This is a genomic window from Paraburkholderia sp. USG1 (assembly GCF_031570135.1).
Lineage (GTDB): Bacteria > Pseudomonadota > Gammaproteobacteria > Burkholderiales > Burkholderiaceae > Paraburkholderia > Paraburkholderia dioscoreae.
This window is the reverse complement of sequence record NZ_JAMWXW010000034.1, coordinates 79507-98678: the sequence shown is the minus strand read 5'-3', so window position 1 is coordinate 98678 and position 19172 is coordinate 79507. Positions and strand designations below refer to the sequence as shown.

16 protein-coding genes are annotated in these 19172 nt (G+C 66.0%); 13 read left to right on the top strand and 3 right to left on the bottom strand.

Annotated features, from left to right (window positions below; translation table 11 throughout):
* Positions 1-123: 123 nt before the first annotated feature.
* Together hpnI (NE850_RS32915) and NE850_RS32910 are read left to right on the top strand one after the other, a co-directional pair.
* On the top strand, positions 124-1284 hold the full coding sequence (gene hpnI / locus NE850_RS32915) for a bacteriohopanetetrol glucosamine biosynthesis glycosyltransferase HpnI (RefSeq protein ID WP_007181786.1): 1161 nt from the start codon (positions 124-126) through the stop codon (positions 1282-1284).
* A gap of 102 nt (positions 1285-1386) precedes the next feature.
* Positions 1387-2382, top strand: a complete 996-nt coding sequence (locus NE850_RS32910) for a flippase-like domain-containing protein (RefSeq protein WP_007181787.1) — start codon at positions 1387-1389, stop codon at positions 2380-2382.
* Positions 2383-2510: 128 nt separating this feature from the next.
* Here the strand turns inward: NE850_RS32910 and NE850_RS32905 are convergent, their stop codons facing one another.
* Together NE850_RS32905 and NE850_RS32900 are read right to left on the bottom strand one after the other, a co-directional pair.
* On the bottom strand, positions 2511-3914 hold the full coding sequence (locus NE850_RS32905; protein ID WP_035518604.1) for an ATP-binding protein: 1404 nt from the start codon (positions 3912-3914) through the stop codon (positions 2511-2513).
* Complete coding sequence (locus tag NE850_RS32900) at positions 3911-4570, bottom strand: response regulator transcription factor (protein WP_007181789.1); 660 nt, start codon at positions 4568-4570, stop codon at positions 3911-3913. The genes NE850_RS32905 and NE850_RS32900 overlap by 4 nt, the downstream gene beginning before the upstream one ends.
* A 330-nt stretch (positions 4571-4900) precedes the next feature.
* On the opposite strand from NE850_RS32900, the gene NE850_RS32895 reads away from it, so the two are divergent.
* The 3 genes from NE850_RS32895 to hpnK are packed head-to-tail and all read left to right on the top strand — an operon-like array spanning position 4901 to position 7352.
* Complete coding sequence (locus tag NE850_RS32895) at positions 4901-5251, top strand: hypothetical protein (protein WP_007181790.1); 351 nt, start codon at positions 4901-4903, stop codon at positions 5249-5251.
* A gap of 12 nt (positions 5252-5263) precedes the next feature.
* A complete protein-coding gene (gene hpnI / locus NE850_RS32890; protein ID WP_007181791.1) occupies positions 5264-6538 on the top strand; it encodes a bacteriohopanetetrol glucosamine biosynthesis glycosyltransferase HpnI in 1275 nt (424 codons plus the stop codon).
* The gene (gene hpnK, locus NE850_RS32885; RefSeq protein ID WP_310699878.1) at positions 6528-7352 is read left to right on the top strand and encodes a hopanoid biosynthesis-associated protein HpnK; all 825 of its coding nucleotides are present in this window, start codon (positions 6528-6530) and stop codon (positions 7350-7352) included. The genes hpnI (NE850_RS32890) and hpnK overlap by 11 nt, the downstream gene beginning before the upstream one ends.
* Before the next feature lie 91 nt (positions 7353-7443).
* Here hpnK and NE850_RS32880 read toward each other — a convergent pair whose 3' ends face one another.
* Positions 7444-8430, bottom strand: coding sequence for a LysR family transcriptional regulator (locus NE850_RS32880; RefSeq protein WP_007181793.1), 987 nt, complete (start codon positions 8428-8430; stop codon positions 7444-7446).
* 305 nt (positions 8431-8735) lie between these two features.
* Between NE850_RS32880 and NE850_RS32875 the strand changes: the two genes are divergently transcribed.
* From NE850_RS32875 to NE850_RS32840, 8 genes are all read left to right on the top strand, one after another.
* Positions 8736-10220: a UbiD family decarboxylase gene (locus tag NE850_RS32875; protein ID WP_007181794.1), complete on the top strand. Its 1485-nt coding sequence runs from the start codon at positions 8736-8738 to the stop codon at positions 10218-10220.
* A complete protein-coding gene (locus NE850_RS32870) occupies positions 10213-10857 on the top strand; it encodes a UbiX family flavin prenyltransferase (protein ID WP_007181795.1) in 645 nt (214 codons plus the stop codon). Before NE850_RS32875 ends, NE850_RS32870 begins: the two co-directional genes overlap by 8 nt.
* Positions 10854-13892 (top strand): molybdopterin cofactor-binding domain-containing protein, encoded by a 3039-nt coding sequence (locus NE850_RS32865; RefSeq protein WP_007181796.1) that lies wholly within the window; start codon positions 10854-10856, stop codon positions 13890-13892. The genes NE850_RS32870 and NE850_RS32865 overlap by 4 nt, the downstream gene beginning before the upstream one ends.
* Positions 13889-14710, top strand: a complete 822-nt coding sequence (locus NE850_RS32860; RefSeq protein ID WP_007181797.1) for a xanthine dehydrogenase family protein subunit M — start codon at positions 13889-13891, stop codon at positions 14708-14710. The genes NE850_RS32865 and NE850_RS32860 overlap by 4 nt, the downstream gene beginning before the upstream one ends.
* Before the next feature lie 32 nt (positions 14711-14742).
* Positions 14743-15264, top strand: a complete 522-nt coding sequence (locus tag NE850_RS32855; RefSeq protein WP_232064260.1) for a (2Fe-2S)-binding protein — start codon at positions 14743-14745, stop codon at positions 15262-15264.
* Complete coding sequence (locus NE850_RS32850) at positions 15257-16834, top strand: AMP-binding protein (protein ID WP_165186064.1); 1578 nt, start codon at positions 15257-15259, stop codon at positions 16832-16834. Before NE850_RS32855 ends, NE850_RS32850 begins: the two co-directional genes overlap by 8 nt.
* Before the next feature lie 4 nt (positions 16835-16838).
* Positions 16839-17657, top strand: a complete 819-nt coding sequence (locus NE850_RS32845; RefSeq protein WP_007181800.1) for an enoyl-CoA hydratase/isomerase family protein — start codon at positions 16839-16841, stop codon at positions 17655-17657.
* 123 nt (positions 17658-17780) lie between these two features.
* Positions 17781-19157: an MFS transporter gene (locus tag NE850_RS32840; RefSeq protein ID WP_007181801.1), complete on the top strand. Its 1377-nt coding sequence runs from the start codon at positions 17781-17783 to the stop codon at positions 19155-19157.
* Positions 19158-19172: the final 15 nt, after the last annotated feature.

Below are 19172 nucleotides of genomic sequence, written 5' to 3'. Positions count from 1 at the left end.
TTTCTATTTCCGGCCGTCGAAGATCTGGGAAATCCTGCGGGAGATGCTGACGAGCTGGGACATGATGAAACGGCGCCTGCGCGAGGGCGTCGAATTCTTCCGTTTCCTGCGCGCCCACGAGGCGTGAGCGCCGCGCATCTGGTCGCCGTCACGCTGGCCTGCGCCAGCGCGGCGGCCGCGGTCCTCGGCATTGGCTACACCGTGCTTGCCGGTGCGCTGATCGGACGGTTCTTCGAGCGGGCGGTGTCCGAGCCGACCGAGTTCGTGCCGGTCACGATCGTCAAACCGCTGCACGGCAACGAGTGGGCGCTGCTCGACAATCTCTCCAGCTTCTGCCGGCAGGACTATCCGGGGCCCGTGCAGTTTCTGTTCGGCGTGCACGATTCGGCCGATCCCGCGCTGCAAACCGTCGACGAACTGCGGCGCCTCTATCCCGACGCGCACATCACCGTGGTGGCCGATGCGCGTCTCTACGGGCCGAACCGCAAGATCAGCAACATCCTCAATATGCTGCCGCAAGCACAGCACGACGTGTTCGTCTTCGCCGACAGCGACGTGAGCGTCGAGCCGGACTATCTGCGCAATGTGATTGGCGAATTGCAGAAACCCGGCGTGGGGCTCGTCACCTGCGCGTATCGCGGACAGCCCGATCCTGGCTTCTGGCCGCGTCTGTCGGCCAAGGCGACCAACTATCAGTTCCTGCCCGGCGTCGTGACCGGTCTCGCGCTTGGGCTCGCGCGCCCGTGCTTCGGCCAGACCATTGCGATGCGGCGCAATACGCTCGAAAAAATCGGCGGCCTGACGCCGTTCGTGCGGCATCTCGCGGAAGACCACGCCATCGGCGAAGCGGTGCGCATGACCGGCGAGAAAGTGGCGATCCCGCCGTTCACGATCTCGCATGCGTGCGTGGAATCGAGTGCGGCGCAACTGATCGCGCATGAGCTGCGCTGGAGCCGCACGATCCGCCGCATCGATCCGCTCGGCCATCTCGGCTCGGCGCTGATTCATCCGTTCGCGTTCGCGCTGCTTGCGCTCGTCTTCTCGGGCGGCGCATGGTGGGCATGGTCGCTCGCGCTGGCCGCCATGTGCGCGCGGCTCGCGTTGAAACTGCTGTCCGATCGTGCGTTGAAGCAGGCGCATCGCGACCTGTGGCTGCTGCCGTTATGGGATATCGTATCGTTTGCGATTTTCGTCGCGAGCTTCTGCTCGTCGCGCGTGATCTGGCGAGGCTTCAGCTTCAAGGTGGACGGCGACGGCCTGTTGTCGGCGGCGCAGGACGAATGACGGACGAAGGGCAGCGTGGATTGGCATGATGGATCGTTTTTTCGAAGCAGCTTCTGAACGCAGGGCAACGCGCCGGAAGCGCGCGCACGAGGTGGGCGCGTGATGAAGCATCTCGGCCGCGTGGCCGCGCTAGCCGGCCTGCTGGCGTCGCTCTGGCTCGTCTGGCACGACAATCCCGGCGCCGTGCTCGGCGCACTGCGCGCGGCCGGCGCGGGACTGCTGCTAGCCGCGCTCGCGCACGTGCTGCCGATGCTCGCCAATGCCTGCGACTGGCGTTCGCTGATTCGCGGCGCGAACCGTCCCGGCATCTTCAACATGCTGCACCTCGCGTGGGTGCGCGAATCGGTCAACAGCATGCTGCCGGTGGCGCGCATCGGCGGCGAAGTGGTGTCGTTCCGCATGCTGCGGCGCTGGGGCGTGCGGCCGTCCACGGCGGTGGGCAGCATCATCGTCGACATGCAGCTTACGGTGATCAGCCAGTTGCTCTTCACGATGGTCGGCATCGGCTTTCTGTTCGCGCATGCGCATTCCGACACGCTCAGGCTTGCCGGGCAACTGGCCTGGGGCGTGGTGGTGCTCACGCCGCTCCTCGTGCTGTTCGCGCTCGTGCAGCACGCGAGTCCGTTCGAACGCATCACGCGCGCACTCAATCATATGACGAGCGGCAAGCTTGCCGCGCTGGTCGGCCAGTCGGCGCAGATCGATCAGGCCATCAAGCTGATCTGGCGGCGGCGTGGCGTGGTGCTGCGCTATCTGTTTTTCTGGCAACCGCTGCAGTGCTTTCTCACGTCGCTGGAAATCTGGCTGGCGCTGTACTTTCTCGGCGTGCACGTCACGCTCGTCGAAGCGGCGGTGATCGAATCGCTGATCCAGGCGATCAGCAGCGCGGCGTTCTTCGTGCCGGGCGGCCTGGGCGTGCAGGAGGGCGGCTTCATTCTGATCGGCGGCGCGCTCGGCCTCGATCCTTCCATCTGTCTCGCGCTGGCCGGTGCGCGCCGGATTCGCGATCTCGTGATATTCGTGCCGGGGCTGATTGCGTGGCAGTTCGCGGAGTCGTCGAATCGGGCGCCGCAGCGAGCGTTCGAGCGCGCGCCTTAGAGACCGAACGGCGCGCGCCGCAGGATCACCAAGGCACAACGGTTCGCAGCACATGGGGCGCGTGGACGCGGGAAAGCGCACCCTCACAAGCGAGATGCGTCGATGCGAGGCCCGCTTCTGCTTTCTCCTCAACTCGCCTGCGTATAAGCGGGAAACGACACCTCGACCGCGAGTCCCCGTTCGCCGATGCCTTTGCCGAGACGCAGGCTCGCGCCGAAATGTTCCGCAATCCGCGCGACGATCGAAAGGCCCAGCCCGCTGCCGGTGGCCTGATTGCCGGTCGCCCGGAAAAAACGATTCGTCAGACGGTCGAGATCGCCTGGCGCGACGCCGGGGCCGTCGTCGCGCACGGTCACCTGTATGCGGTCTTCGGCGTGCTGCACCGCCACTTCGATGCTGCCGCCGGCGCGCCCGTACTTGATCGCGTTATCGAGCAGATTGTCGAGCAGGATGCCGATCAGCACGGGCTCCGCGTTGATCTCGGCGCGCATGTCGCCCGTCAGCGTCACGTGAATGTTTTTCTGCTGTGCGCTGCGCTCGTTGGCGAGCAGCGCGTTCTTTGCGACCACGGCGGGTTTGAGCGGCGCCGCCGTCATCTTTTCGTGCACGTCCAGACGCGCGAGCAGCAGCAACTGCTCCGCGAGGCGCGCGCTGCGATCCACGCCTTGCACCACGCGTTCCATGGCGAGCCGCTGCCGCGCCTTATCCGTTTCGGCCAGGGCCACCTGCGCCTGCACCTTGATCGCGGCAAGCGGCGTTTTCAGTTCATGGGCGGCGTCGGCGGTAAACGCGCGTTCGCGCTCCAGCGAGTGCAGCAAACGCGACAGGAGCAGATTGATCGCATCGACGAGCGGGCGCACCTCGGTCGGCGCGCGGCCGATATCGACCGGCTCCAGCCGGTTCACGTCGCGCGCGCGAATCGCGCCCGACAGCACCCTGAGCGGCGCCAGACTCCAGCCGATGCTGAACCATACCAGCACCGCCAGCACCGGCAGCGCGATCAGCGTGGGGCGGGCGATCCGGCTCGCGACGCCGCTCACCAGGTCGCTGCGCGTGTTGGCCAGTTCGAAGACGCGCACCGTGTGGCCGAGCAGGGTGTCGCGCAAAGTGAACGAGTGATACATCTGGCCGCCGAGCGTGATGTCGCGCGCACCGCTCGCGACCGGCACGGGCAGATCCCATGCGCCGAGTTCGCGCAATTGCGGGCTGCCCGCCAGCACTTCGCCGCTCCGGCCGCGCACCTGGAATAGTGCGTCGCGAGGCAGCGAGTCGTCGTCGTCGTTGTCGTTGGCGCCGGGCTCGCCGTGCCTTTCCTCTTCGCGCACGTCGATGCGCGCGTTGGCGAGCGTGCTCAGATTGCGCTGATCGAGCAGGGCGAGAATCTGCGCGAGTTCGGCGAGCCGCGCATCTTCCCATTCGCCGACTTCGCGCGTGGCCTGACGATAGCTGGACACGAGCGCGATGCCCCACATCAGTACGATGCTGGCGAGCACCAGCAACGCGAGGCGCCGGCGAATCGACGCGCCCATTATTCTTTCTCCATCACGTAACCGATATTGCGCACCGTCTTGATCAGCTTCGCGCCGAGCTTCTTGCGCAGATTGGACACGTGCACTTCGATCGCGTTGCTCTCGATTTCCTCCTGCCAGCCGTACAGGCTCTCTTCGAGACGTGAGCGCGATTGCGGGATCCCCTGATTGGTCAGCAACTGCAGCAGGATCGCCCATTCGCGCGAGGTGAGTGGCACGCGCCTCGTGCCCACTTCGACGGTTTGCGCGGCCGGATTGACCGTCAGGTCCAGATAGCGGATCTGCTCGACGCTGCGGCCTTGCGCACGGCGCAACAAGGCCCGGCAACGGGCGATCAGTTCGGTCAGATCGAAGGGCTTGCCGAGGTAGTCGTCGGCGCCGGCTTCGAGGCCGCCGACACGGTCGAGCACCGTGCTCCGCGCGGTCAGCACCAGCACCGGCACGTCCTTACCCGAATCGCGCAGCCGTTTCAGCAGTTCCATGCCCGATACGCGAGGCAAGCCGAGATCGAGCACCACCAGCGCGTACACGGTGGTGTCGAGCGCGAGTCCGGCCTTATGGCCGTCGCGGGCCCAGTCGACCGTGAAGCCCGCTTGACGCAGCCCCGCTTCGATACCGCAGCCGATCAGATCGTCGTCTTCTACGAGGAGTACGCGCATGAGTCCATTCATTCCATTCGATGTTTTCTTGCATGGCGGCCGGCATGGTCAGACAGGCGCCGAACCGTAACCCGAAGTTTAACCATCCTGTTCATCACCCGCTTTATACGCCTTATTCCTTAAGGTTTCCTTCAGCTTGACTCGCTACTATCGCCCCTCAACAGGTCACTGCCGCGGCGTGATTGCGGCCATGCGGCGGCGGCTCTGTTGCCACGTCATTGCAGTTCAATCGTAAGCACATCGATGAGATGGACGACCGGCGATTTTCCACGCCGGCAAGTTGCGTCAATACATGGCGCCGTGCATTTCGTCGGGCCACGAGACCCAGTCATGAAGCCAGTCACCGTCGACATGCTGCGCGCCCACCTGTTGGTGGCTTCGCTCACGGCCATGGGCACCGAGGTGCTCGTGTGCCTCGGGCTGCTGCTGTTGCCGGTTTCCCAGCACGCCTTCAATTCCACACCGTTCCGCTTGCTGGCCATTGCGGTGATCGTCAGCGGCGTGATCGTGACGCGCCAGTTCGCGCACGCAGCCTTCGAACTCGCGCGCGAGGGGCATTACGCAACGGGCGCAGGCCGGCCCGCGCGGCCTTTCGCGATTGCCTCGAACTGCCCGCGGCGCTGGCTCGTGATTCTTCATCTGCGCCTGACGGGTAGACCGTTCGTGCTGGCTGAGCGCTGACGGAACCGGACAATGGCGGCACACGTACTGACGGCATGCCAGTGGGTTCTTCTAGCCGGCTGCACCGGCGCATCGCTTTACGCAATGCTGGCGGCGGTCGCAATGCCGTTTTATGCCTCGCGCCGCAGCGTTGCGGCCAGTCCCGCTCAAGACGCGTTGCGCGCCTCGTCTGCGCTGTATCCGTTCGCATATGTCGGCGTCAGCGTGCTCAAGCCGCTGTGCGGCGCCGAGCCGCGTCTCTACGAAAATCTGCGAACCTTCTGCGAACAGCGTCATGGATATTTCCAGCTCGTGCTAGGCGTATCGTCGCCCGACGATCCGGCTATTGCCGTGGTGCGCCGTTTGCAGGCGGCCTATCCGACGCACGACATCGAACTCGCGATCGACACGCGCGTGCACGGCAGCAACCTCAAGGTCAGCAACCTGATCAACATGGCGGAGCGGGCCCGCCATGAGGTGATCGTGATTGCCGACAGCGACATCGCCGTCGAAGCCGACTATCTCGACAGCGTGGCCGCGCCGCTCGCGGATCCGCGCGTGGGCGTGGTCACGTGTCTTTACGTGGCGCAAGGCGTCGGCGGCTTCTGGCCGCGCGTGGGCGCGCTCTTCATCAACGAGTGGTTCGCGCCGTCGGTGCGCGTCGCGCATGCGGCCGGCTCGCGCCGCTTCGGCTTCGGTGCGACGCTCGCGTTGCGGCGCGCAACGCTCGAGCGCATCGGCGGTTTCGAGGCGCTGAAAAATTGTCTCGCGGACGATTACTGGCTGGCCGAACACGTACGTGCCCTCGGACTGCGAACCGTGCTGTCGCGCGTGATGGTCGCCACCGATGTGATCGAGCCGACGTTTTACGCCTTGTGGCAGCGCGAAACGCGCTGGCTGCGCACGATCCGCTCGGTGAATCCGCTGGGCTTCGCGTTCCTCTTCATCACGTTCCCCACGCCCTGGCTGTTGACCGGCGCGTGGCTCACCGCAGGCCTCGCAGCGAGCGCATCCGATGCGCTCCACGCGTGGGCCGCGCTCACGAGCGCAACCGGCACGGCGACCGGGTTGGCGGCCCGCCTGCTGATGCATCTGCGTGCCGCGCGCCATGAACGCACTTTCTGGCGTGATCTGCCGCTGGTGCCGTTGCGCGATGCATTGCTGGCGTTGCAATGGCTGGCCGGCGCGTTCGGCTCGCATGTGGTGTGGCGCGGGGCGCGCGTGCCAGTCGGCAGTTCCACGCCGATGGCCGCGCACAAGGGCGCGCTGAACGTAATGGACGTAGTGGAGGCGTCCGATGGCAACTGAGCCACGCGGACTGATCGTCACCGCCGACGATTTCGGCCTGCACGCGCGAGTCAACGAGGCGGTCGAGCGCGCGCATCGCGAAGGCGTGCTGAGCGCCGCGAGTCTGATGGTCGGTGCGCCGGCCGCCGCCGACGCGGTGACACGCGCCCGCGCATTGCCGCAACTGGGGGTTGGCCTGCATCTGGTACTGGCCGACGGCGACGCGACTGCACCGCGCGAGCGCGTTGCCGCCCTGGTCGACGAGCATGGCCGCTTCGGCAGCAACATGGTGTGGGACGGCGCGCGGTTTTTCTGCTTGCCGCATGTGCGCAAGCAGCTTGCGTGTGAGATTCGCGCGCAGTTCGAAGCGTTTGCAAAAACCGGTCTGACGCTCGATCACGTCAACACGCACAAGCATTTTCATTTGCACCCGACGGTGCTCGGACTGATTCTGGAGATTGGCCGCGAGTACGGTATGAAGGCCATGCGCCTGCCGTTCGAAGCGAATGCGCCGCTGTGGTTGCGGCCGTGGATCGCGCAGGTCAAGGCGCGTCTGGATCGCGCCGGCATCGCGCATAACGATTATGCGGTGGGAATCGCCGATAGCGGGCGGATGGATGAAGCGGCGTGGCTTGCGGCGCTCGCCGATCTGCCGCACGGGGTGGGGGAGATTTATTGCCATCCCGCCGTGGCGGGGGAGCGGGCGTTGAGCGACGGCATGCGGGATTACCGGCACGAAGCGGAACTGCAAGCGCTTCTATCGGCCAGGGTCGCGATGGCGATTCGCTTGGCAGGTGTGCGGGTCGGTGGGTTTGGCGACGTGCTGGCTCCCTGAAGAAGATCCCCACCGGCCAAAAACTGCCTGGGTATCCGAATAATATAAAAAGTTTTGGCCCACCTTCTTTGCGATCGCAATCACCCGCCGTTCACGCGGAACGTTCTCTGGAAACAGGCGTTGACCGCGATTCACCCGACGCATCGGCGGATGAGCCCGTCACGGTCGCATCCAGTTCCGATTCGCTCGACACCTGGCGCAATTCGTCGGCGATGATCGACACCAGTGCATCCGCCGCCGCGCTCAACGGGCGCCGCGGATGGCTCACGCACACGATATGCCGCACAATGCGCGGCGCGAGAATCGGATAGGCACGCAAGGTGCCCTGGTGCACCGCGCGCTGCACGGCGATGCGCGGCAGAATGGTCGCAAAGTGCGTGCTTTCCACCAGTTTCACGATCGTGCTCAACACGTCGATCTCGAAGCGCGGCGCGAGCAGCACGTCTTCATGCTGCGCAGCCGTATCGAGCACGCCGCGCAAGCCGTGGCGCTTGGTCGGCAGCACCAGTTCCAGTTCCGGCAGTTGCGCGAGTTCGATTGCATGCGGCAGTTCCGGGCCGTGCGTGGCGCTCGTCACCAGCACCATTTCCTCGTCGAGCAAGGGCTGCGAGTCGAGCGAAAGGCGCGCGCGCGGCTTGTTGATCAGGGCCGCGTCGAGTTGCCCGCCCGCCACCCAGTCGATGAACGTCGCGCTGTAGCCGTCCGCCACGGTCACCTCCACATGGGGATAGCGCGCGTGAAAGCGTGACAGCGCATCGGCCAGCACGCTCTCCGTCACCGAGGCAATGAGCCCGATCGACACATGGCCGGTCACCACCTCGTCGCGCTGCACGAGTTGCTGGCGCGCGTGCGCGAGGTCGCGCATGATCGGCAGAAAGAGCCGGTACATGAGCCGGCCGGCCGCCGTCGGCGCCATGCCGTGGGCGTTGCGCTCGAATAGCTGCTGATGCAGTTCGTCCTCGAGTTTGGCGATCTGCATGCTGAGCGCGGGCTGCACGATGTTCAGGCGTTTCGCTGCCCGCGTGACCGAACCGTCTTCGAAAAGCGCGATGAAATACTGGATTTGCCGGAGGTCCATGTGGGAATGAATAAAACATCAGCAAACGTAATGAGCATGCCGCGCCGTATCAGATGAAGGCCCGAACGGTACGTCACGAACGCTTCGGCGCGGCTCGCCGGTTCGCCGGAAGCACCGCTGCCTCGTGCAATAGCTATTGGTATCCTGCCTACAAAAGGCTGTCATTGGTGCTAACACGCATATCATCAGGAATGATTCGAAGCATCAATAATCAATATTAGAAGTTATAAGCCGATCTCGTTACGCTTTCGTCATCGACTGGCGGTCCGCTCCGGACCTCAAGCCAGGCATTGATGGAGACGTGGATGAACACTCGCGATGCCGCATCGCACGGCACTTTTCACCTGGCGTGGAGCCGCCCGTCCGGCGCGCTCACGCTGCGCGACTGGCTGGCGCATCTGGCGCGCACGGGCCGGGTCGCCACGATCGACCGGCCGGTGGCGCTCGAACACGAACTCGCCGCGATCGCCAAGCGCCTGGACGGCACGCAAGCCGCGTTCTTCACGCAGCCGGGCGGTCACGAGGTGCCGGTGGTCAGCGGGTTCATGTCGCGCCGCGCCTGGATCGCGGAAGCGATGGGCGTAGCCGAGGCCGATCTGCTGGCGCGCTTTCGCGACGCGGCCGGGCGGCCGCTTCCCTCGCAGGAAATCCCGCGTGCCGAGGCGGCCTGCCAGCAGGTCGTGCATACCAGCGGCATCGACCTGCACGCACTGCTGCCGATTCCGACCCATAGCGAGCACGACAACGGCCCGTACCTTACCGCGGGCCTCGTGATTGCACGCAATCCGCGTACCGGCGTGCAGAACGTTTCGATCAACCGTATTCAGGTGCATGGGCCCGATCGCATGGCGATCCTGCTGCTGCCGCGTCACCTGCACGCCTTTCAGAAGACTGCTGAAGAGGCGGGCGAGGCGCTCGACGTCGCGATTGCCATCGGCGTCGATCCGTTGACGATGCTCGCCTCGCAAGCCATTTCCCCGATCGACTCCGACGAGCTGGAAATTGCCGGTGCGCTGCACGGCGCGCCGCTGCCCGTCGTCAGATGCGTGAGCCACGGCGTGAACGTGCCGGCCTTCGCCGAGATCGTGATAGAAGGCCGCATCCTGCCCAACGTGCGTGAACTGGAAGGCCCGTTCGGCGAATTTCCGAAGTACTACAGCGCTCAGGAAGCGCGCGAAGTGATCGAAGTCACGGCGGTGACGCATCGCGAGAAGCCGATCTTTCATACGATCGTGCCGGCGGAAATGGAGCATCTGCTGCTCGGCGCGATTCCGCGCGAGGCGAGCTTGCTCGCGCACCTGCAACGCAGTCATCCGGGTGTGAAGGACGTGCATCTGTCCGTGGGCGGCGTGTGCCGCTACCACCTGTGGGTGCAGTTCGACAAGAAGCGCGAAGGCGAAGCGAAGAACGTGATTCTGTGCGCGTTCGGCGCGCACTACGACATCAAGCAGGTCGTCGTGGTCGATACCGACGTGGACGTACACGATCCGGCTGAAATCGAATGGGCCGTCGCCACGCGCTTTCAGGCCGACCGCGATCTGGTCGTGATCGAAGGCGCGCAAGGCTCGCTGCTCGATCCGTCGACCACCGTCGGCCAGCCGGAAGACGCGCCGCCGCACTTGCAGGGCGTGAGCGCGAAGATGGGCCTCGACGCCACGCGGCCGGTGGTGTACGCGTCGCACGTGTTCACGCGTGTGCGTATTCCGGGGCAGGACACGGTGGATCTGGACGCGCTCGTCGCCGCTGACAACACCGCGTTCGACGCATATCTGGATGACGCTCATGGCTGAGCAGGAGCGCGAGCACAAGCGTGAGCAGACGCGCGAGCGTATCGTGGTGGGCCTTTCCGGCGCGAGCGGCGCGATGATCGGCGTGCGTCTGCTCGCCGCGTTGCGGCGCCTCGGCACGCACGAAACGCACCTGATCGTGTCGGCCTCCGGCGCGCTCACCGCGGCCCAGGAACTCGGCATGACGCGCGGCGACCTGGAGCGCCTCGCCGATGTGGTCTACAACGTGCGCGACATCGGCGCGGCCGTAGCCAGCGGTTCGTTCATCACGGCGGGCATGGTGATCGCGCCGTGCTCGATGAAGACGCTCGCCGGCGTGGCCAACGGTTTCGCCGACAACCTGCTCACGCGTGCTGCGGACGTGATACTCAAGGAGCGCCGCCGGCTCGTGCTGGTCGCGCGCGAAACGCCGCTCAACCTCGCGCATCTGCGCAATATGACGCTCGCCACCGAGATGGGCGCGATCGTCATGCCGCCGGTGCCCGCGTTCTACGCGCACCCCAGGACGATCGAGGATGTGGTCGATCACACCGTGGGGCGCATTCTGGATCTGTTCGGTATCGAGCATCGCGAGATCGCCCGGCGCTGGAGCGGACTCGCCGATGAATTCGGTGAGCGCCGCGCGGGAGTAGATCAATGAATCAACGCGACATGCTCCATGCAGGCGACACCGCGACGCAGGAACGCGACACGGCGTTGGAGAAACGCCTGCAGCGGCACCTCGGCCGCCCGATGCAACGTCTGGAAGATCCCGCCATTCTCACCGGACGCGGCCGCTATGGCGACGATATCGGCGTGCGGCCCGGCACGCTGCACGCCGCGATCCTGCGCTCGCCGCACGCGCACGCGGAGCTGGTGTCGATCGACACGGACGCCGCCGCGAAACTGCCCGGCGTGCGCGCGATCCTGACACGCGACGATCTGCGCGCCTGGTCGCGGCCCTTCGTGGTCGGCGTGAAATCGCCGATGGAACAGTGGGCGCTGGCGATGGACCGCGTGCGCTACGTGGGCGAACCAGTGGCCGTGGTGCTGGCGCAATCGCGCGCCATCGCCGAAGACGCGCTCGATCTGCTCAAGGTGGAGTACGCGACACTCGATCCGGTCACGTCGATCGAACAGGCGGCGAGCGACCAGTCGCCGGTATTGCACGAGAAAGTGGGCAGCAACGTGATCAGCGACCGGCACTTCCGCTACGGCGAGCCGGAAGCCGCGTTCGAGAGGGCGCCGCATCGCGTGAAACTGGTCGCGCATTATCCGCGCAACAGCTGCGCGCCGATCGAATGCGGCGTGGTGATCGCGGAGTATCTGGCGGGCGACGAAGGCTACGACGTCACGTCGAATTTCATGGGCCCGTTCTCGCTGCATGCGGTGATGGCAATGGCGCTGAACGTGCCCGCCAACCGTCTGCGCCACAAGGCGCCGCGCGATTCGGGCGGCAGCTTCGGCGTGAAGCAGGCGGTGTTTCCGTATGTCGTGCTGATGTGCCTCGCGTCCCGCAAGGCGGGCGCGCCGGTGAAATGGGTCGAGGACCGGCTCGAACATCTGAGCGCGGCGACCTCCGCGACCGCGCGCGTCTCGACGCTCGAAGCGGCCGTGGAAAGCGACGGCCGTATTACGGCGCTCGCCTACGATCAACTCGAAGATTGCGGCGGCTACCTGCGCGCGCCGGAACCCGCCACGTTCTATCGCATGCATGGCTGCCTGACCGGCGCGTACGCGATCGACAATCTGCTGGTGCGCAATCGCGTCGTGCTGACCAACAAGACGCCGACGGGTCTGGTACGCGGCTTCGGCGGACCGCAGGTGTATTTCGCGCTCGAACGGTTGATCCAGCGTATCGCGCTCGAATTGAAGCTCGATGTGCTCGACGTGTACCGCCGCAATTTCGTCGCCGCCGATGCATTCCCGTATCGCGCCGCGGCCGGCGCGCTGCTCGACTCCGGCAACTATCAGGAAGCGCTGCGCCGCGCGCTGGCCGAAGGCGGTCATGACGAACTGCTTGCGCGCCGCGAGGCGGCGCGCAAGGAAGGGCGGCTGTACGGCATCGGCTTCGCGGCGATCGTCGAACCGTCCGTATCGAACATGGGCTACATCACGACCGTGATGCCCGCCGACGCGCGCAGGAAAGCCGGACCGAAGAGCGGCGCGATCGCTAGCGCGACGGTGAGCGTCGATCTGCTCGGCGGCGTGGTGGTGACGATTGCGTCGACGCCCGCGGGCCAGGGGCATATGACGGTGTGCGCGCAGGTGGTCGCGGATGTGCTCGGTGTCGCGCCGCAGGACGTGGTCGTCAATGTCGAATTCGATACGCACAAGGACGCGTGGTCGGTGGCGGCGGGCAATTATTCGAGCCGCTTCGCCGGGGCGGTGGCGGGCACGGTGCATCTGGCTGCCGTGCGCGTGCGCGACAAGATCGCGCGCATCGTGTCGAAGCAGTTGGGGTGCGCGCCGGACGACATCCGTTTCGAAGAAGGCCGCATCTATGCAAAGGGCGCCGAGGATCGCGCGCAGCCGTTCGGCCGCGTCGCCGCCAATGCGCCGCATTGGGCACCCGCGCTGTTGCCCGAAGGCGAAGAGCCGGGCCTGCGCGAGACTGTGTTCTGGAATCCGCCGAACATGGCCGCGCCGGACGGGAACGATCGCATCAACACATCGGCGGCTTACGGGTTTGCGTTCGACATGTGCGGGATCGAAGTGGATCGCGCTACCGGCCGCGTGCGGATCGACCGCTACGTGACCGCGCACGACGCCGGCACGCTGCTCAATCCCGCGCTCGCCGACGGCCAGATTCGCGGCGCCTTCGCGCAAGGGCTCGGCGCGGCGTTGATGGAGGAATTCCGCTACGGCGCTGACGGCAGCTTCCAGTCCGGCACGCTCGCCGACTATCTGATGCCGACTACCTGCGAAGTGCCCGATCCGGTGATCGTCCATCTGGAAACGCCGTCGCCGTTCACGCCGTTGGGCGCGAAAGGACTCGGCGAGGGCAACAACATGAGCACGCCGCCTTGCATCGCGAATGCGGTGGCGGACGCGCTCGGCGTCGACGATATCCGTTTGCCTTTGACACCTTCCAAAGTGATGGCGCTCGTGGGCATGGACGACCCCGCGCCGTCGCGTCCCGAGTTGCGTGAAGCGTCCGCGGCCAAACCGGCGATGCCGGGCGGCGGCAAGGCGCTCACCGCGCAGGGCAGCGTCGATCTGCCCGCGTCGCCGGAAGCGATTTTCGCCGTGCTGCTCGATCCGGTCGCGCTCGCCAGAGTGATTCCCGGCTGCCATGCGCTCGAAGCCGAAGGCGCGAACCAGTATCGCGCCGACGTGACAGTCGGCGTGGGCATGATCAAGGCGCGCTTCGAGGCGAAGATCGGCCTGTCGGAAATCGACGCGCCGCATCGGCTGCGTTTGGCAGGTGCGGGCATGTCGTCGCTCGGCAGCGCGCGTGGCAGCGGCCTCGTCGAACTGGCGCCGATCGACAAGGGCACGCGTCTTTCCTACGACTACGAAGCCCAGGTGTCGGGCAAGGTCGCGGCGGTGGGCGGACGCATGCTCGAAGGCGCGGCCAAGGTCGTGCTGCGGCAACTGTTTGAATCGCTGGGCCGGCAGGCGGCAGGCAAACCGGTCCACGCGGGCGGCTCGTGGTTCTCGCGCCTGCTGGCCCGTTTCAGGAGACAGGCATGAAACCCGCGCCGTTCGATTATCTGCGCGCCATGACCACGCAGCATGCGCTCGACGCCCTCGCGCAATACGCCGAGGATGCGCGTGTGCTCGCAGGCGGCCAGTCGCTGATGGCGGTGTTGAACATGCGGCTCGCGCAACCGCGCATGCTGATCGACATCTCGCGCACCGACGAGTTGAACTCGGTGCGCGTCGATCACAAGGCCGGCCTGCTGATAGTGGGCGCGGCGGCGACGCAAGGCAGCGTGGAGTGGCGCGAATCGCTGCGCGACGAAGTGCCGTTGCTGGCAATGGCGTTCCCGCATATCTCGCACTTCCAGATTCGCAATCGCGGCACGGTGTGCGGCTCGGTGGCGCATGCCGACCCGAGCGCGGAATTGCCACTGGTGCTGGCGGCGCTCGGCGGCGACGTAATGCTGCGCTCGAAGAAGAAACACCGTGTGCTGCCGGCCGGCGAATTTTTTCAAGGCATGTTGATGACGGCGCGCGAGCCGGACGAACTGGTCGAAGCCGTGCGCTTTCCGCTCAGGCGGCCGGGCGAACGGTATGGCTTCACGGAATTCTCCGCGCGCCACGGCGACTTCGCGATGGTGGCCTGCGCGGCCGTGGTGACGGACGATTCGATCCGCCTCGCCGTGGGCGGCGTGGCGGACCGGCCGGTGGTCGAGCAGTGGCCGCGTCTGCGTGACGAAGATCTGCGCAGCGCATTGAACGATTTGAGCTGGAAGCTGGGCGCGCAGGACGACGCGCATGTCAGCGCGACCTATCGCCGGCATCTGGTCCGGCAACTCGGATGGCGCGTGATCGAGGAGGCGAAGTGAGCAACACATCGAACGGCAACGTCGTGCATGTCATGCGGCAAGGCGAGCAGCAGCGCGTCACGCTGACGCTCAATGGCCGTGAATGCAGCGGCTATTGCGAGCCGCGCGAACTGCTGTCGGATTTCATCCGTCACGAACTGGGCGCGACCGGCACCCACGTCGGCTGCGAGCACGGCGTGTGCGGCGCGTGCACGGTGCACGTTGAGGGTGTAGCGGGGCGCTCGTGCCTGATGCTCGCGGTGCAGGCGCAGGGACGCCGCATCGATACCGTGGAGGGACTCGCGCCCGACATGCAACTGGGCGATCTGCAGCAGGCGTTCCAGCGTCATCATGCGTTGCAGTGCGGCTTCTGCACGGCCGGCATCCTGATGTCGTGCGCGGACTATCTGCGGCGCGTGCCCGATCCGAGCGAAGCGCAGGTGCGCGACATGCTCTCCGGCCATCTGTGCCGCTGTACGGGCTATACGCCGATCGTCGCCGCGGTGCTCGACGTGGCGGCGCGGCGCGGACAAGGCAACGTGTCCGGCGAGACCGTGGAGGCCGCTCATGCTTGACCTCGGCCGAACCTTTCTGCAAAGCGTGGAACGCAGCCCCAATGCGCTGGCGCTGGTGGACGGCGAACTGGCGCTGACTTACGCGCAGTGGCACCGGCTGATCGTGAAGGTCGCCGAAGGTCTGCGCGGTCTGGGTCTCGCGCAGGGCGACCGCTTGCTGGTGGTGCTGCAAAACCGCTGGGAAATGGCGACCTTGCATTGGGCCTGCCAGTTCGCCGGCGTGGTGATCGTGCCGTTGAACTGGCGCGCGAAACCGGAGGAGCTCGAATACTGCGTGACCGACGCGGGCGTGAAGGCCATCGTATACGAGCCGGTTTGCGCTGAAGCCGTCGCGCAAAGTGTCGCGGCGCAGCGTCTGCCGCGGATCGGTCTCGACGACGCGCAAGGCCGCACCGCAAACTTCGACACGCTCATGACGCAGCGCGAGTCCGACGCGCCGAACGCCGGGCGCACCTGCGCGAATGCCGACGACTACTCGCTGATTCTCTACACCTCCGGCACCACCGGCAAGGCCAAAGGCGTGCCGCGCCGGCACCGTCACGAACGCGCCGCCGCGCTCGCACACGTCGCGCAGAATCTGTACGGCCACGGCGAACGCACGCTCGGCGTGATGCCGCTCTATCACACGATGGGCGTGCGCTCGCTGCTCTCGATGGCGCTGGTGGACGGCCTGTTCGTCTGCGTGCGCCGCTGGAATGCGCGCTTCGCACTCGATGCGATCGCGCAGCACAAGCTCACCTGCCTCTATCTGGTGCCGACGCTGTACCACGATCTGCTCGCCGACGCGGCTTTCGCGTCGACGGATACCTCGACGGTAAAAAAGCTCGGCTTTGCCGGCGCGCCGATGAACGACGGTCTGCTCAAGCGCCTCTCGGCAGCGTTCAAACCGGAGCTGTTCGTCAATCACTACGGTTCGTCCGAGGTCTACACCTTCAGCGTCGACCAGGACGCCACGAAGAAGCCGGGCAGCGCGGGGCGCGCGGGCATCAACACGCGCCTGCGCGTCGTCAGGCTCGAAGCCCACACGCCCGAGGATCTGGCGCAAGTGGGAGAAGAAGGGCAGATCATTGCCGATCTGCTCGGCGACGAGGCCTTCGAAGGCTACTGGAACCGTCCCGACGCGAACGCGAAATCGTTGCGCGACGGCTGGTACTTCACGGGCGATACCGGTTTCTTCGACGCGCAAGGCGACCTGTACGTGTCGGGCCGCGTCGACGACATGATCATCAGCGGCGGCGAGAACATTTCACCGGTCGATATCGAGTCGGTGCTGTCGCTGCATCCCGCCGTCGACGAGGTCGCGGTGGCCGGCGTGAAGGACGAGCGCTGGGGCCAGCGCGTGGTCGCCTTCGTCAAGCGCCGGGAATATGTCGACGCCGATACGCTCGACGCGTATTGCCGCACGTCCGACCTCGTCAACTTCAAGCGTCCGCGCGAATACGTGTTCGTCGACGACATACCGAAATCGCCGGTCGGCAAGATTCTGCGCCGCAAGCTGTCGGCGGGCGAATACGAGCCCGACCGGCGCGGCGAATCCCATGCACACCACACCGAAACCACCAAGGAGTAACTCTATGACGGAACTCACGACCGACCTGCGCCATCACGGCCAGAGCCTGCTGCAGGAACCCGACGGCTTTTCCATCGAGATCGACGCCGCGCGCGAGCGGGCCGACATCGTCCTGCACAGGCCGCCGCTGAACGTGATTTCGATGCATGCGCGCGACCAGTTGCGCGCCGCCTTCGAAGCACTCGACGACGACCCGCGCGTGCGCGTGATCGTGGTGCGCGCCCAGGGCGAGCATTTTTCGAGCGGCGGCGACATCAAGGGCTTTCTCGAAGCGTCGCCGGAACATGTGTCGAAGCTCGCCTGGAATATCGCCGCGCCCGCGCGCTGCTCGAAGCCGGTGATCGCCGCCAATCGCGGCTTCTGCTTCGGTGTGGGCTTCGAACTGTCGCTCGCGTGCGACTTCCGCATTGCCACCGACACCACCTTCTACGCGCTGCCGGAACAGAAACTCGGCCAGATTCCGGGCTCGGGCGGCTCGGCGCGTTTGCAGCAGATGGTCGGCATCGGCCGCACCAAGGACATCGTGATGCGCTCGCGCCGCATTCCGGGCAAGCAGGCTTACGAGTGGGGCATCGCGGTCGAATGCGTGGCCGACTCCGCGCTCGAAGCGACGACCGATGCGCTGGTGGACGAACTGCGCGCGTTCTCGCCGCTCGCCCAGCGCACCGCGAAAAAGCTCCTCAACGACACCGAAGACGCGCCGTTGTCGATCGCGATCGAACTCGAAGGGCACTGCTATAGCCGTCTGCGTACTTCCGACGATTTCCGCGAAGGTGTCGAGGCCTTTCACGGCAAACGCAAGCCGGTGTTCCGCGGCAGCTAGCGCGAGCGCCGCCCCCGCGGGCGGCTGCCGGCGCCAGATAACCACCAGAAGAGCACGCGAAAAGAACGTGCCTCGAAACGGGGACGGTCGAAAGACGGCCCGTCAATAGTCAAGGAGATGACAATGTCCGTAGCAGCGCAAAATGGCGCCGCCTTGCCCGCGGCAGACCAGCGGCAGGTGATGGGTGCGGTCGCGGCCTCGTGCCTCGGTTGGGCACTGGATCTGTTCGATCTGTTCGTATTGCTGTTCGTCGCGCCGGTGGTCGGGAGGCTGTTCTTCCCGTCGGAACACGCCATGCTCTCGCTCGCCGCGGTGTATGCGTCGTTTGCCGTGACCCTGCTGATGCGCCCGCTCGGCTCGGCCTGGTTCGGCTCTTATGCGGACCGCCACGGCCGCAAGGGCGCGATGATCATCGCCGTGGTCGGCGTGGGCCTTTCCACGGCCGCGTTCGGCGCACTGCCGACCGTCACGCAAGTCGGCCTCGTTGCGCCGATCCTGTTTCTGGTGCTGCGGCTGGTGCAGGGCGTGTTTGTCGGCGGGGTGGTGGCATCCACGCATACCATCGGCACCGAATCGGTCGCGCCGAAATATCGCGGCGCGGTGTCGGGCCTGATCGGCGGAGGCGGAGCGGGGCTCGGCGCGCTGATTGCCTCGCTCACGTATCTGGCGATGTCGGCGCTCTTTCCCGGCGCGGCGTTCGAGGTGTGGGGCTGGCGCTGCATGTTCTTCACCGGCATCATCAGCTCGGTGCTCGGGCTGTTCGTTTTCAGCAGTCTCGAGGAATCGCCGCTGTGGAAAAAGCTCGCCGCCGAGAAGGCCGCCAAGGCCGCCGCGCAGAAGCTCGACGCGCCGGTCGAGGCGGTGCGCTCGCCGCTGCGCACGCTGTTTTCCAGCGACTATCGCTCGATCCTGCTGGTCAACCTGCTGCTCACCATTGGCGGCGGTAGCGGCTATTACCTGACCTCGGGCTATCTGCCGACTTTCCTCAAGGTGGTGAGCCACGCGCCGAACGGCGCCGCGGCGGCGATCCTGCTGATCTGCAGCGTGGCGGTGGTGATCGCCTCGGTCGCGGCGGGGCATCTGAGCACCTTCATTGGGCGCAGGAGCGCTTTTATCTGGCTCGGCGTGATTCGCCTGTTCGCGTTGCCCGCGCTCTTCCTGCTGCTGCCCACGGCGCAGAGCATCACGATGATCGGCGTCTATGCGGTGATTCTCAGCGCGCTCGGCAGCGCGGGCTACGCGCCGGTCCTGATCTTCCTGAACGAACGGTTTCCCACCGCGATTCGCGCGACCGGCACGGGGCTTTCATGGAACATCGGCTTTGCGATCGGCGGCATGATGCCGACCGCCGTCTCGCTGGTGGCGAAAGACGCGAGCGAATTGCCGGTAACGCTGGCCATCTTCGTCGGTGCGATCAGCGTGATCTTCCTGACCGGCGCGTTCGTCGTGCCGGAAACGCGCGGCAGGCTCGATCAGGTCGCGATGCGCGACGCGGTCTAGCTCGCGGCCAGGCGG